This is a genomic window from Pseudomonas sp. GW821-FHT02H06, assembly GCF_059421525.1.
The window spans coordinates 95,561-109,907 of sequence record NZ_JBWKVD010000008.1; the positions used below are offsets into that span (position 1 = coordinate 95,561).

The following is a 14,347-nucleotide window of genomic DNA, read 5'->3' on the forward strand; positions in this document are numbered from 1 at the left end:
CATTGATCATTACCGCAATTGCACTGTTGGGCGGCTGCAATTCCTACTCCAACAGAGGGACCAATGAGGGGGGCAGGGAGGTCACCCACAAGGGATTCACCGTTAGGTGTGACGCATACCCTCCCAACCAGCCTGACTGTTACACGCCTCCACCTAGCTGGAGCTGGTGGGGACAGGACCATATAAAGTTCAGTATGGAAGCCCGGTGAGCAGAGCATCAGATGCCGCGCGTGTCGCCGTGGCTAATAGTCGCGCCACTTTTCTATAACTAAAAAAGATCGGGAGCGGAGCTACCCCGCTGTACTTCGGTCTATCACATTCAATCACGGTGTTTCATGACCCTACCTGGCCCTTTTACGGAACCGACCAGTCGTTCATCTGCGTCACAACCTCCACGCACTCCCATCCACGACGTCTCGCTGGACGCGCTTCGAATCGTCGCGACGCTGATGGTCCTGCTTATCCATATTTCGGGGAAAGGGTTTGCGGGTATTCATCTACCTCACTGGTGGGCAATCAATACCTGGGAAAGCGTTTCAAGGGTATGCGTACCACTGTTCTTCATGATCACGGGTGCGCTGCTATTGCCTCGGGAACACAGTGTGAAGAGCATCTTGAAACGCGCATGGCGTATTCTGTATGTGCTGGTGGCGTGGTCCATCATCTTCTTTACCTATCTGCATTTCAGGCACGGTACCGCGCCTGTTGATACATGGCTTGACTCCATAGCGAAGGGGCCTGTGATTGGCCATCTCTGGTACCTCTATGCTTTGATCCCTGCCTATTTCGTCATCCCGGTACTTTCAAGCTTTCACCGAAATACCGCGCTGCCGATGCAGATTCTGGTGCTGGTGGTATGGGTGCTTGGGTCGAGCATGATCCCGTTCCTTGACCGCTTTACCGGCACTGTCCGACTAGGGCTGGATTTTCACTTTTTCTATATCTACCCCGCTTACATACTCGCGGGTGCGATATTTTACCGGCATGTCCGGATGACACCCGCTCGCGCCGCCCTCGCCTTCCTTGTATGGATTGCAGCGACCGGCTGCACGGCGTTTTGCACATGGTTCTACTCAAAAGACCTTCCGGTAAACACTGAGCTTTTTTACGAGTATTTCGCACCGCTGGTAGTGATTGCTACCTTTGCGCTTTTCTATTCGCTCCGCTGGTTCGCGAGCTTCCTGGCCGATCGCTGCCCGAAATCCAGCCGCGCGCTGACGTTCTTCGGCAGCCTCAGCTTCGGGGTCTACCTCATCCACCCTGCGATCATCTGGGAATTCGAAGGCCAAGGCTACGCATGGAACTTCACCAATCCATGGATCGCGGTCCCCGCGCTCTTACTCGGAGTATCGATAGTTTCCGGCGCAATCACTTGGGCCGTGCGTCGAACGGTCGGTCTACGCTGGCTCATTCCTGGCTAAAGCCACCATTCGCGCCAGTTCACGCTCGGCATGCGCCAGACCATAAGCCGGGCGTGTCACACGCTGACTGCGCCTTTCCCCCGAATCCATAGGTTCCTATCGAGGAAAAGGCCAGAAGGCGCAAGTCTTATTCAGGACGGGACACCTCCCAAAATTAAGCCGGTACAGGTATGATCGGGCTTTTTTTACGCTTGAGTGGCTTGGATTTGGAAGCGTCAGGCTATTGATCGGCACGCGATCTTCTTTGAGCAATATCCGGGGTTAATTGTGATTCTTAGCGAACCAAAAATCGGGGTCGTTATCCCTAGCTACAAAGTCAAAGCCCATATCCTGGGCGTGATAGCGAGCATAGGGGACGAAGTTCATACGATTTACGTGGTAGACGACTGCTGCCCGGAACAGTCCGGAGAGTTTGTTACCCTAAATTGCGTCGACCCTCGCGTCCGCGTTCTCAAAAACCCCGAGAACCAAGGGGTCGGCGGCGCAGTCATGACCGGTTATCAAGCAGCTATCGAGGATGGCATCGACGTCATTGTCAAAATCGATGGCGACGGCCAGATGGACCCTAGTCTGATTCCAGACTTTATCTCGCCCATCTTGCTTGGTTACGCAGACTACACCAAAGGCAACAGATTCTTTGATTTGGAAAAAATCACCGAAATGCCTAAGGTCAGGCTTTTTGGCAATGCCGTATTGTCGTTCATGACAAAACTTTCCTCGGGGTATTGGGATCTGTTCGACCCTACAAATGGCTACACTGCAATTCATATTGACGTAGTCAAACATTTGCCCTTCAAAAAAATAAGTAAGCGTTACTTTTTTGAAACGGACATGCTGTTCAGACTTAACACCTTGCGGGCGGTTGTGCTGGACATACCAATGGACGCCAAGTATGAAGATGAAGTCAGCAATCTAAAGATCTCGGATGTTGTCGGCGAATTCCTAATCAAACATTGCAGGAACTTCGGCAAGCGCATTTTTTACAACTATTACCTACGCGGCATGTCGCTGGCGTCGCTGGAGCTTCCTCTGGGCCTCGCCCTGCTCGTATGGGGAAGCGTTTTCGGCATGTCCCACTGGATTGAATCCATCAGAACAGACATACCAACCCCTGCGGGAACCGTGATGTTGTCTGCCGTGCCCGTCATCATTGGCACGCAGTTTCTGCTCGCGTTCATAGGCCACGACATTGCTTCAGCCCCACAGAGAGCGTTTCATCAAGTACGAAGAAAATTCAAAATAGCCAAGCGGGCAGATGACAAATGATTTACTTCGTAGCCGTACTCTGTGTGCTGGGCATTGCTGGCGGTCAGATTCTATTCAAGTTGTCCGCGGCCTCTCTGCAGCGCTCTGGCACGCTGTTTGACACCCAGACGTTAACGACCCTTTTCATCGCATTCGCGCTGTATGGCGTCACCACGATTGCGTGGGTGTGGGTGCTGCAAAAAATAGACTTGGGAAAAGCCTACCCGCTTATGGCGATGGCGTTCATCATCGTTCCCATCGGCAGCCACTTCGTTTTCGGTGAGAAGTTCAGCGTTCAATACTTCGCCGGGGTCGCTTTGATCATGGGCGGAATCGTCCTGTCTTTACGCGCGTAACTGGACGCTGAAACCACATGGAAAGTAGAAGACCACAATGATACTGACACCCAAGCAGACCAACGTTTTCAGACTTAGCATAAAGACCCTTATTTTTATAAGCGGCATGTTGTTTTTTCTGTTTCTCCAGTTTCGGGTACAGGTCCTGAACGGCTTCACCACCCTTTATGGCGACAGCTACGATGCAGCAATCGTTGTCGCCATTATGGAACACTGGTTAAGCTTCTGGCATGGCAACGCGGTCTGGTCTGAGCTTTATTATTTCTACCCCTACAAGAATACGCTTGCCCAGACCGACGGTTACTTCATCATCGGAATGATTTACTCTGTCATTCGGGTGTTTGATTTCGACCCTTTTATCTCCTCCGAACTCTCAAATGCCGTCATCAAATGCATCGGGTTTAGCGGTTTTTTCTGGATGATGCGCAAGGTCTTCAGCGTTAACTTCCTGTGGTCAGTTCTTGCCGCAGGATTGTTCATGATTGCTAACAATCTGACGTCGCACGGCACCCGGGTACAACTCGCCACACTGGCTTTTGCACCGATAGTCACCACTCTCCTGTGGTCAGCTTGCAATCATCTGCTGGCTAACAACCGGCGACAAGTGGTGATCAACGGAGGCGCTGCCGGCATTCTTCTGGGTGCCTGGGCCATCACGTGCTTCTACATGACCTGGTTTTATATATTTTTTACGATATTTTTCAGCCTGGCGCTGTTGATCGTCAACAATCGCCACAGCACTTACCTGTTCTTCCGCGCAATCATTACCCACTGGGTAGCGGTATTGATCGTGGCTGTTATCACCGGCCTGTCATTTGTGCCGTTACTGATCATTTATTTGCCGAAGGCCGCTGAAACAGGGTTCAGGTTGTATGAGACCGCCCTTCACTACACCGTCCCCCCCATTGGAATTCTTCAAGTCGGACAGCAAAACCTGCTGTTTGGCGATTTATACAATAAAGTAGTGAAGATACTCACATCGAACTACTCAGTTGAGGGTGAGTACTACAACACCGGCATCGCGCCGATCTTGTTTTTAATATTTATCTTTGCAACGCTCACCTTGTTTTCGAAGAATACGCAACCCAGGAACAAAGCACTGCTACGAGCGGCGGGGCTGGCCACGCTGGTGACATGGAGTTTGATCATCCAGATCAATGGGGTGAGCCTTTGGTATTACGTATTCACCTACTTCCCAGGCGCCCAAGCGCTTAATGTTGTGACTGCGTACCAACTATTCCTCACCTTTCCCATCGTGACACTGTCCTTGGTTTATCTCTCACGGATGTCGCCACGGCTTCCTGTTTCTATTTTACTCATTCTGATTGGATTACTCATTTTGGAAGAGCTGAACAGGGCTTATATCAGCCTTGACAGGCAGGCAGAACTTGGCAAGATCGCAAATATTCCTCCCGCTCCGAACACGTGTGACGTGTTCTACGTGAGCGGATGGAAGACCCAAACCACGATGATCGACAAAATCTACGCGCACAACGTCAGTGCGATGTTGATCGCCGAGCTAATTAAAAAACCAACGATCAACGGTTTCGCGTCATTTAACCCGCCCGACTGGAATCTCGCTGATCCTAATGCCGCCGATTATGATGCTCGGGTTGCTGCGTACTTGGCGAGCCACAAAATAGTAAACACATGCAAGCTCGACCTGGACACCAAAACTTGGCGGACCATCGGTCAATGACAGATGCATGACGCACAAAGTCAAGCAGGACGCGGGTTCGCCCACCCTACGTGGGCCCTGCGATACGGCTTAAGCTTTGTGCGTTTACGACCCTCATAGTAAGATTCCGCGTCTGCCCATATCATCTACCCAACACGTGCGGTAAAGCACTAAGACGGAGTTCAAAGGATTCGCATGAAAGCAATCGTTACCGGCATCACTGGTCAAGACGGCGCCTACCTGGCTGAACTGCTGCTTGGCAAGGGCTACACCGTCTACGGCACCTATCGTCGTACCAGTTCTGTCAATTTCTGGCGGATCGAAGAACTGGGCATCCAGAACAATCCAAACCTGCACCTGGTCGAGTACGACCTGACCGACCTGTCGGCCAGCATCCGCCTGCTGCAGACCACCGAAGCCACCGAGGTGTACAACCTCGCCGCGCAGAGCTTCGTGGGCGTTTCCTTCGAACAGCCGATCACCACCGCCGAAATCACCGGCCTGGGCGCTGTGAATCTGCTGGAAGCCATCCGTATCGTTAACCCGAAAGTCCGCTTCTACCAGGCGTCGACTTCCGAGATGTTCGGTAAGGTTCAGGCCATTCCTCAGGTTGAAGACACCCCGTTCTATCCGCGCAGCCCATACGGCGTCGCCAAGCTGTACGCTCACTGGATGACCATCAACTACCGCGAGTCGTACGGCATTTTTGCGACCAGCGGCATTCTGTTCAACCACGAGTCGCCACTGCGCGGCCGTGAGTTCGTCACGCGCAAAATCACTGACACCGTTGCCAAGATCAAGCTGGGTCTGCAGGACTCGCTGGTACTGGGCAACATGGACGCCAAGCGCGACTGGGGCTTCGCCAAAGAGTACGTCGAAGGTATGTGGCGCATGCTGCAGGCTGATCAGCCGGACACTTTCGTCCTGGCCACCAACCGCACTGAAACCGTTCGTGACTTCGTCGCCATGGCATTCAAGGCTGTCGACATCACCATCAACTGGAGTGGCGAAGCGGAAGAAGAAATCGGTACCTGCGCTGCCACTGGCAAGGTCCTGGTCTCGGTCAATCCGAAGTTCTACCGCCCGACCGAAGTTGAGCTGTTGATCGGCAACCCGGCCAAAGCCAAGGAAGTCCTGGGCTGGGAGCCTAAGACCAACCTGGAAGAGCTGTGCCGCATGATGGTCGAAGCAGACCTGCGTCGTAACGAAAAAGGGTTCTCGTTCTGATGAGTATCGCCGGCAAGCGAGCGCTGATAACGGGTATTCATGGATTTACGGGGCGCTACATGGCGGCCGAGCTCACAGCCCAAGGCTGCGAGGTTGTGGGTCTGGGCAGCAATCCGTCCGATGAAGCCAATTATTATCAGGCTGATCTCACCGATCTGGTGGGTCTGAGCAAGCTGCTGGCGGACCTTCAGCCGGACATCGTCGTTCATCTCGCGGCATTGGCCTTTGTCGGACATGGCGCGGCGGATGCGTTTTACCAGGTCAACCTGATTGGTACGCGCAACCTGCTCGAAGCCATCGCCAACTGCGGCAAGGCGCCGGAAAGCGTTTTGCTCTCCAGCAGTGCCAACGTGTATGGCAATGCGTCGGAAGGATTGCTTGATGAGAGCACCACGCCGGCGCCGGCCAACGATTACGCCGTGAGCAAGCTGGCCATGGAATACATGGCCAGTCTGTGGTTCGGGCGGTTGCCGATCATCATCGCGCGCCCGTTCAACTACACCGGCGTCGGCCAGGCGGATAACTTCCTGCTGCCGAAGATCGTCAAACACTTCCGCGAGAAGGCCGGGAAGATCGAGCTGGGCAACCTGGATGTCTGGCGCGATTTCAGCGACGTCCGTTCGCTGGTGGCCGCTTATCGCGGGCTGCTGGAAGCCAAGCCGTTCGGTCAGTACGTGAACGTCAGTTCGGGCAAGACTCACTCGCTGCGTGAAGTGATCGACATGTGCCGCGCCATCACCGGCCACGACCTCACCGTCGAAGTGAATCCTGCTTTCGTGCGAGCCAACGAGGTCAAGACCTTGTGTGGCGACAACAGCAAGCTGAAGTCGCTGGTCCCTGGCTGGCAAACTCCGGAGCTGAGCGAAACGCTTGGCTGGATGCTGGCAGACGCGTAACGCCGCAGTACTCGACCCGAAGCGCTGTGAGGCGCTTCGGGTTTTCCTATATCTTCCGCTCCACACATCCCCGCTCTGCCCGCAACGCACCTATCGCGAGAACAGCGGACGTTATCGTTTCGTCAGAGAATCCTGATGATCAAAGTTTTGCACTTCTTCAAAACCTACTTCCCGGAAAGCAAGGGCGGTGGCGTCGAGCAAGTCATCTTTCAGCTGGCACAGGGTTGCAAGGCCCACGGGATCGAGTCCGAAGTGCTGTCGCTGAGCACACAAGGCGCGGCGCGTAACGAGACGGTCGGCAATCACATCGCACACCGCTCAAAGCAGGATCTGTACGTCGCGTCGACGGGCTTTTCTTTGTCAGGCCTTCGGGACTTTAAAGAGCTCGCGCGCGAAGCTGACATCGTGCACTACCACTTCCCGTGGCCGTATATGGACGTCGCGCACTTCGCCGCGCAGATCAAAAAGCCAACAGTGGTGAGTTACCACTCGGACATCATCAAACAGAAGACGCTGCTCAAACTGTATGCGCCGCTGATGAACCGTTTTCTGGGGAGCGTTGATCGGATCGTCGTATCGTCGCCGAACTATGCCGCCAGCAGTGAAGTGCTAACCCGGTTCAGGGATAAGGTTGAGATCATTCCGTTTGGGCTGGATCGAGCCACCTACCCTGCTCCGTCTCAGGCAAAACTTGAGCAGTGGAAGCAGCAATTGGGCGAACGCTTCTTTCTGTTCGTCGGTGCGCTGCGTTACTACAAGGGCCTGGATTTCCTCCTCGAAGCGGCGCACAAAAATCGCCTGCCGGTGGTGATCATGGGCGGCGGGCACCAAGAGCTGGAGCTCAAGGCGAAAGCCAAGGCGCTCGGGCTTAGTAACGTCGTGTTTGTGGGCAGCCTGCCGGACGAGGACAAGAACGCGCTGCTGATGCTCTGCGAAGCCTTTGTCTTCCCGTCTCACCAGCGCTCGGAATCGTTCGGCATCTCGCTGCTGGAAGCGGCGATGTATGGCAAGCCAATGATCTCGTGCGAGATGGGCACTGGCACCACCTTCATCAACATCGCGGACGAGACGGGGCTGGTTGTTTCGCCACGGGATCCGGACGCGCTGGCGGCCGCGATGAATACGCTTTGGAATGACCGAGAGCGGGCGAAGCAGATGGGGCTGAAGGCGGCGCAGCGATTTGAGTCGATGTTTACGTCGGAGAAGATGGTGCAGGGGTATGCGGATCTTTATCAGGATGTGCTGCGCGGGCGTTAGGCCCTTTTGGGTGTGTCGTTGGGACGTGGACTGGCGAGCCATCTTTCGCGAGCAAGCTCGCTCCCACAATTGATTGCGTCGACCGGGCACTATGGATTGAACGCAGAACCTGTGGGAGCGAGCTTGCTCGCGAATAGGCCGGTCCATCCGGTGGATTTTCTGCGCCGGACAAACAGCTTTGCGAGCAAGCTCGCTCCCACAATAAGCTCGCTGGTCCGGGCAATGGGATTGGCCGGACCGTACTGCAGTTCTTCCTCTTACGGCTTGCGCTTACGCGGTCCGGTGTTGAATACCGGCACTTTGCGCACTGGCTTGATGGACGGCACTTCTGCCGCCGCTTCGCCGCTATCGACCCACTTGCCCAGATTGCGTTTGCCGCCTCCGCCGCTGGTTTTGGGTTTCTTTGGCTTTTTCGGTTTCTTCAGAATCTGCCCGGTCGCGTCGGTGGCCGGCACGCGGTGCTCTGGAATGAAGTCGGGCTCTTCGCGCCGCTGCAGGGTCTGGCGGGTGAGCATTTCGATGGCGCTGAGCAAGTCGACTTCGTCGGCGCACACCAGGGAGATCGCTTCACCGGTTTGCCCCGCACGCCCGGTGCGGCCAATGCGGTGGATGTAGTCTTCGGCAACGATCGGCAGGTCAAGGTTGACCACGGTCGGCAGGTCGTCGATGTCCAGGCCGCGAGCCGCAACGTCGGTCGCGACGAGGATCTGCACGTCACCGCTCTTGAACCGATCCAGCGCGCGCTGGCGAGTGGCCTGGGGTTTGTCGCCGTGAATGCCGTCTGCGTTGAGACTCAGGCCTTGCAGGCGCTCCACCAATTGGTCGACGCCGACGCGGGTTTTCGCGAACACCAGCACCTGCCCCCAGCGATGCTTCTTGAGCAGATGAATGAACAGCTCGCTCTTGCGCTTCTTGTCGACGGTGACGATCCACTGCTTGACCGACGAGGCCGCGACATTGCGCGGGCTGACTTCGATGGTCAGCGGGTTGTCGAGCATCTGCCCGGCCAGCGCGCGGATCGCATCGGAGAAGGTCGCGGAGAACAGCAGCGTCTGGCGGCGCTTCGGCAGCGCGGCGTAGATGTCGCGCAGCTCTTCGGAAAAGCCTAGATCAAGCATGCGATCGGCTTCGTCGAGGATCAGGGTCTGCAGCTGCGAGAACTTCACGGCGTTCTGGCGATACAAGTCGAGCAAACGGCCAGGGGTGGCGACCAGCACGTCTACGCCGCGGCGCAGTTTCATCATCTGCGGGTTGATGCTGACGCCGCCGTAAGCCGCGTACGTGGTCAGCGGCAGGTGCTCGGCGTATTGCGCGATGGCTTCGTGAACCTGCTCGGCCAGTTCGCGGGTCGGCACCAGCACCAGCGCGCGCACAGAGTTGGCAGCGACCTTCGGGCCTTCCATGGTCAGGCGTTGCAGCAGTGGCAACGCGAAACCTGCGGTCTTGCCGGTGCCGGTCTGGGCGGCGGCCATCAGGTCGCGGCCTTCGAGCACGGGCGGAATCGCCTGGGCCTGAACGGGGGTGGGAGTCTGGTAGCCCAGTGTTTCGAGGGCACGCAGCAGGGGTTCGATCAGGCCGAGGGAGGCGAATGTCATTTCAGTACCGTTGGAAAAAGGTCAGCGCACAAGAGTCTGTAGAAGACAATGGCGCGCAGTTTACCCTTTCTCCACCGGTTTCTGCTTGCGCCACTGCGGCAGGCCGATGAGCACGACGGCGCTGATGATCACCGCCATCGCCGCACCTTCGGCCCAGCCGATGTGTTCGCCGGCGAACAACACGCCCAGCAACACCGCCACCGCCGGGTTGACGTAGCAATAGCTGGTCGCGGCGGCGGGTCGCACGTTCTTCAGCAAGTACATGTAGGAGCTGAACGCGACGATGGAGCCGAACACCACCAGATACGCCATCACCAACCAGCCGGACAGGCCCGGGGATTGGGTCATGCGTTCGCCGCTCACGAAGCTGCCGAGCAACAGCACCGCGCCGGCCACCAGCATTTCGCAGGCGCTGGCCATCGGCCCGGCGGGCAAGGGCAGGTAGCGGCTCCACACCGAGCCGAACGCCCAGGTCGCGGCGGCGAAGATCACCAGCGCGGCGCCCATGGGGCTGGCCTGCAGGTTCGAGCCCAGGTTAAGCAAGGAGATGCCGACGAGGCCGAGCAAAATGCCGGCCCACTCCAGCCCGGTATTGCGATGCCCCCAGAACAGGCCGAACAACAAGGTGAACAACGGCACCACGGCCACGGCCAACGCGGCGACACCCGAAGCGACGCCTGCATGTTCCGCCAGGGTCACGCCGCCATTGCCGCAGGCGAGCAGCAGAAAGCCGATCATCCCTGCGGATTTCCACTGCTTCCAGGTCGGCATCGGCGCGCCTCGATAGCGCATGAAGGCAAACAGGATGGAGCCGGCGATGGTGAAGCGCACCCCGGCCATCATCAGCGGAGGCCAGGTTTCGATACCGATGCGGATGGCGAGATAGGTCGAGCCCCAGATCACATAAAGCGCGAAAAAGGCCCCGATAAGCAGCAGGGGGAAACGGCGGACAGCAGGCATGAAGGGCTCTAGTACAGTCGGTTATTGTGGGACTGATTCTAGAAATGTCCGGGCCGCAGGCGTCAGTTACAAATGTGGTTTATTCGACCCGTACAATTTTTGCTGGCCGGTGTTTGCCGCCGCTGACGCGGGAGCGGCGAGATGATCGGGAAAAGTACGCAAAGCGCTCCAAAGCAGCCTTCCCAACCAGAACGCCTCCTCCAGCCTATTCCAGCTGTATTTCATCGACTCCAGGAAAAACCGCCTTAAGTCGCCTGAAAGCATGCCGACAACTTCATCAGGAATGGGCATCGAGAGTCTTCGACCATGCCCTGCCGTACCTTCTCGAAGAGCCTCACCATCGTCAAGACCAAGGCGGGTCAAACGCGCGTGAAGGTCATGCCGCCAGTTTCCAAAACCGGCTCAGTGGCTTGAACTCATCACCGGTCCGTACCCGATTTATGCGTCATTGACCTGGCCAGGCCGGCCTTGCCCCGGAGTTTCTACATGTGTTCGATGTGCGATTCACTCACCCAACTCTGGGCTGACGGAGCGACCAGCCAGGGTGTGAGCCAACAGACGGCCACCAGCCAAGCGACGCTTGAGCACCTGACGTTGGACCAGCAAGCCAACTACCTGACTGATGGCTATTGGCACGACGCCTATGGCGGTTCCCAGCACCACTTTGACGTGCGCGCCGGGGGCTCGCTCACCGTCAACCTGGCAAGCTTGAGCGCCAACGCTCAGGCTGTTGCCAGATACGCGCTGCAAACCTGGACTAACGTCAGTGGCATCCACTTTGTGGAAACCACCGCTGCCGGGGCGATCAATTTCAGCGAAAACAAGAGCGGTGCGTACACCAGCTCCAATTACGCAGGCAGCGTGATCTCGGACAGCAGCGTCAACATCGCTTCCAATTGGGTGAATTACGGTTGGTATTATCAGCAGACCTACATTCATGAAATCGGCCACGCGCTGGGGTTGGGCCATGCGGGCAATTACAACGGCAGCGCGACCTTCCCCAACAATGCCTTCTACCAAGAGGACAGCTGGAAATATTCGATAATGTCCTACTTCAGTCAGGACCAGAATACCTATTCCAATGCCTCTTTCGGCTATGTCGCTACCCCCATGCTGGCGGACATCGTCGCCATCCAGGCACTGTACGGCACCGCCGTCACCCGCACGGGTGACGACACCTACAGTTTTAACAAGGCTTCCATAAACACCGGAACCGACTTCGTGACCGGCCTGGTGGCCACGCTCTATGATTCGGGCGGCAACGACACGATTAACGTCAGCACCTATGTCGGCGCTCAGACAGTCGATCTAAGAAGTGAAGCTTTTTCCAGCGTATACGGCGGTCTATCGAATATCGCCATCGCGCGCGGTACGGTTATCGAGAACGCCATAACGGGTGCAGGCGCGGATACGCTGATCGGCAACGCCAGTGACAACTTTCTCAATGCAAGCGCGGGCAATGACCAGCTGTTAGGCGGCGATGGCAACGATCGGCTGATGGGTGGGGCCGGCTCGGACGTACTCGATGGCGGCAACGGCTTCGACACCGCTTTGTATACCGAGGCCGGTGCTCGCTACTTTGCAACCTACGATGCCGCGCTTGTGAGCAATGCCACCCTCAGGGTTCATGATGCGCAAACGTCCGATGTGGACACGCTTTTAGGCGTCGAAAAGCTGGCTTTCAGCGACCACGATGCCGGTCTTGACGAACTGCTCATGGCTTTTCGCAGCCAGTATGGCGCCTTCAACGCCCAGAGTGATGCCACTGTTTCGTTGAGCTTTGGCAGGGATCTTCATCACATTGCGCTCACCGAGGATCAGGCTTACGTTGCCAGGCTCTACTCACTGTTCGGTCGGACGCCCGATTATCAGGGCTTGGATTACTGGCTGACGCATCAAGCGATGGGCAGCTCGGATGCAGAGATTCGCGATGGCTTTCTGAATTCCGCTGAAGGGATACAGCGCTACAGCGTGCTGGGTAGTCGGGACTTTGTCCTTGAGCTCTATCAGACCGTACTGCATCGCACAGGCGATGATTCAGGTGTGTCGTACTGGAGCACGCTGCTGCAGGAGGGTTTGAGTCGAACGGCGGTTGCTGATGGCTTCCTGAATTCGCGTGAGAGCCATGACCTCTCGGAGGGCGAGACAGGCTACGTCAGGATCGTGGATCATAACGCCTGGAACAATCTGGATATGGTGGTGGGCAACGGCGTGGCCACCGGCACGGCTGGCGACGATCAGATCAGTGAGCAGGAAGTCAGGCTTGACGGCAATGGGGCTTCGCATCTGGCGGGCAACGCCGGTATCGACACCTTTATGTTCAACGACGCTGCATCCGCCTACACGATCAACGCCCTCGATACCGACACGCTGTCAGTCAGTCGTTCCACGGGAGCTGCGGCGACATTCGAACTGAGTGGCTTCAATCTGCTTGATTTCGCAGATCGCGAGCTGTTCGTCCTCGACGCGGCGCAGGCAAACATCGGGCGTCTGTATACCATTCTGGATCGTGCGCCCGATATCGAAGGCCTGAAGTTCTGGCTGTCTCACGCCGCAGCAGGCGAAACCGGTGCCCAGATTGCGGATGGTTTTGTGCAATCTGCGGAATTTTCCCAACGCCTGCCCGATGGCGGCAACGCAGCCTTTGTAGAAAATCTTTATCAAAACGTCCTGGGCCGAGGCAACGACGCTGCCGGCCTTGCCTATTGGGTCCAATCGCTGGACGGCGGCACAAGCCGTGGGCAGGTCGCATTCAATATCGCCAACTCCGCGGAGTCTGCTGCCCTGACTCAAGGCGATGCCGGCTTCATTCATTTGATCGGGCATGCTGATTGGGCTTGAGGCACCTGCGCCAAAGACTGACTAGAGCCCCCGGTGCTTGCTGATCGCATCCGCAATCTTCTTCGCCGGGACTTTTTGCAGGGTGCACAGCAACTGATGGGAGACACCGGCGAGACCGTGGGTGTCGCGCAGTTGGTGGCCCAGGTGCAGCGTCAGGTTGGCGGCCATTTCGGCATCGGCCATGGCCCGGTGAGCCTTGCCGGTGTGGGGCAAGCCGGCCCAGCTGGTGAGGGTGCCGAGTTTGTGGTTCGGCGCGTGGGGCAGAAGACGTCGCGCCAGCAGCATGGAGCAGGCGAAGCTTTGCACACGACTACGCTTGATGCGCGACAGTTCGAAGTCCCAGAACTTCTGGTCGAACGAGGCGTTGTGCGCCACCAGCGGCGTCAGGCCGACGAACTCGGCAACTTCATTCATGACCCGTTCAGCCGGCGGCGCCGTGCGCAGCATGCTGTTGCTGATGCCGGTCAGGGATTCGATGAAGGACGGGATGCGCACGCCGGCGTTCATCAGGCTTTGATAGCGCTCGACGATGACGCCCTGCTCCACAATCACCACCGCGATTTCCGTCGCGCGGCAGTAGCTGCTGGGGGAAATGCCGGTGGTTTCGAAGTCGATGACGGCGATGCGTTCTTGCATGGAGGTGGCCTTAACAGTGACGATTTTTTTCGGAAAACGCGTGATGTTCAGGCATCACACTGTTCTGCAGCAAACTCAATTCCTGTGGGAGCGAGCTTGCTCGCGAAGACTTACTTTCAGCCCCAGAGAAAGTGGCTGAATGTCCCGGCCTCTTCGTGAGCAAGCTCACTCCCACAGGTCCTGCAACAACCGGCGATTTTGAGTCAGCCCACCGTCATGTGGGAGCGAGCTTGCT

Annotated in this window: 12 protein-coding genes; 8 read left to right on the forward strand and 4 right to left on the reverse strand. The window is 56.9% G+C overall.

The features are described from left to right. Window positions 1–335: 335 nt before the first annotated feature. From AC07VF_RS14875 to AC07VF_RS14905, 7 genes are all read left to right on the forward strand, one after another. Window positions 336–1,421: an acyltransferase gene (locus AC07VF_RS14875; protein ID WP_495009198.1), complete on the forward strand. Its 1,086-nt coding sequence runs from the start codon at window positions 336–338 to the stop codon at window positions 1,419–1,421. A 267-nt stretch (window positions 1,422–1,688) separates the two neighbouring features. Next, complete coding sequence (locus AC07VF_RS14880) at window positions 1,689–2,687, forward strand: glycosyltransferase family 2 protein (protein WP_346627690.1); 999 nt, start codon at window positions 1,689–1,691, stop codon at window positions 2,685–2,687. Further along, window positions 2,684–3,022: an EamA family transporter gene (locus AC07VF_RS14885; protein ID WP_346627689.1), complete on the forward strand. Its 339-nt coding sequence runs from the start codon at window positions 2,684–2,686 to the stop codon at window positions 3,020–3,022. The genes AC07VF_RS14880 and AC07VF_RS14885 overlap by 4 nt, the downstream gene beginning before the upstream one ends. Before the next feature lie 37 nt (window positions 3,023–3,059). After that, window positions 3,060–4,721 (forward strand): hypothetical protein, encoded by a 1,662-nt coding sequence (locus tag AC07VF_RS14890; protein ID WP_495009197.1) that lies wholly within the window; start codon window positions 3,060–3,062, stop codon window positions 4,719–4,721. A gap of 174 nt (window positions 4,722–4,895) precedes the next feature. Then, a complete protein-coding gene (gene gmd, locus AC07VF_RS14895) occupies window positions 4,896–5,927 on the forward strand; it encodes a GDP-mannose 4,6-dehydratase (protein WP_192174574.1) in 1,032 nt (343 codons plus the stop codon). After that, entirely contained in the window at window positions 5,927–6,823 is an 897-nt protein-coding gene (locus AC07VF_RS14900; RefSeq protein ID WP_495009196.1) for a GDP-mannose 4,6-dehydratase, read from the forward strand. The genes gmd and AC07VF_RS14900 overlap by 1 nt, the downstream gene beginning before the upstream one ends. A gap of 135 nt (window positions 6,824–6,958) precedes the next feature. Continuing rightward, window positions 6,959–8,080: a glycosyltransferase family 4 protein gene (locus AC07VF_RS14905; RefSeq protein ID WP_495009195.1), complete on the forward strand. Its 1,122-nt coding sequence runs from the start codon at window positions 6,959–6,961 to the stop codon at window positions 8,078–8,080. Window positions 8,081–8,337: 257 nt separating this feature from the next. Here AC07VF_RS14905 and rhlE1 read toward each other — a convergent pair whose 3' ends face one another. From rhlE1 to AC07VF_RS14920, 3 genes are all read right to left on the reverse strand, one after another. After that, on the reverse strand, window positions 8,338–9,675 hold the full coding sequence (gene rhlE1 / locus AC07VF_RS14910; protein WP_192133561.1) for an RNA helicase RhlE1: 1,338 nt from the start codon (window positions 9,673–9,675) through the stop codon (window positions 8,338–8,340). 60 nt (window positions 9,676–9,735) lie between these two features. After that, complete coding sequence (gene yedA, locus AC07VF_RS14915; RefSeq protein ID WP_346627685.1) at window positions 9,736–10,635, reverse strand: drug/metabolite exporter YedA; 900 nt, start codon at window positions 10,633–10,635, stop codon at window positions 9,736–9,738. Between the two features lie 66 nt (window positions 10,636–10,701). Next, a complete protein-coding gene (locus AC07VF_RS14920; RefSeq protein WP_495009194.1) occupies window positions 10,702–10,926 on the reverse strand; it encodes a hypothetical protein in 225 nt (74 codons plus the stop codon). A 204-nt stretch (window positions 10,927–11,130) separates the two neighbouring features. Between AC07VF_RS14920 and AC07VF_RS14925 the strand changes: the two genes are divergently transcribed. Further along, entirely contained in the window at window positions 11,131–13,476 is a 2,346-nt protein-coding gene (locus tag AC07VF_RS14925; RefSeq protein WP_495009193.1) for a DUF4214 domain-containing protein, read from the forward strand. A 21-nt stretch (window positions 13,477–13,497) separates the two neighbouring features. Here the strand turns inward: AC07VF_RS14925 and AC07VF_RS14930 are convergent, their stop codons facing one another. Further along, a complete protein-coding gene (locus tag AC07VF_RS14930) occupies window positions 13,498–14,112 on the reverse strand; it encodes a 3'-5' exonuclease (protein WP_192174568.1) in 615 nt (204 codons plus the stop codon). Window positions 14,113–14,347: the final 235 nt, after the last annotated feature.

Excerpts from the sequence above, each read along its gene's own strand:
- yedA (WP_346627685.1), bottom strand. The coding sequence starts at position 10,635 with ATGCCTGCTGTCCGCCGTTTCCCCCTGCTGCTTATCGGGGCCTTTTTC.
- rhlE1 (WP_192133561.1), bottom strand. The coding sequence starts at position 9,675 with ATGACATTCGCCTCCCTCGGCCTGATCGAACCCCTGCTGCGTGCCCTC.
- AC07VF_RS14885 (WP_346627689.1), top strand. The coding sequence starts at position 2,684 with ATGATTTACTTCGTAGCCGTACTCTGTGTGCTGGGCATTGCTGGCGGT.
- AC07VF_RS14930 (WP_192174568.1), bottom strand. The coding sequence starts at position 14,112 with ATGCAAGAACGCATCGCCGTCATCGACTTCGAAACCACCGGCATTTCC.
- gmd (WP_192174574.1), top strand. The coding sequence starts at position 4,896 with ATGAAAGCAATCGTTACCGGCATCACTGGTCAAGACGGCGCCTACCTG.
- AC07VF_RS14925 (WP_495009193.1), top strand. The coding sequence starts at position 11,131 with ATGTGCGATTCACTCACCCAACTCTGGGCTGACGGAGCGACCAGCCAG.
- AC07VF_RS14905 (WP_495009195.1), top strand. The coding sequence starts at position 6,959 with ATGATCAAAGTTTTGCACTTCTTCAAAACCTACTTCCCGGAAAGCAAG.
- AC07VF_RS14890 (WP_495009197.1), top strand. The coding sequence starts at position 3,060 with ATGATACTGACACCCAAGCAGACCAACGTTTTCAGACTTAGCATAAAG.
- AC07VF_RS14920 (WP_495009194.1), bottom strand. The coding sequence starts at position 10,926 with ATGCCCATTCCTGATGAAGTTGTCGGCATGCTTTCAGGCGACTTAAGG.
- AC07VF_RS14900 (WP_495009196.1), top strand. The coding sequence starts at position 5,927 with ATGAGTATCGCCGGCAAGCGAGCGCTGATAACGGGTATTCATGGATTT.
- AC07VF_RS14875 (WP_495009198.1), top strand. The coding sequence starts at position 336 with ATGACCCTACCTGGCCCTTTTACGGAACCGACCAGTCGTTCATCTGCG.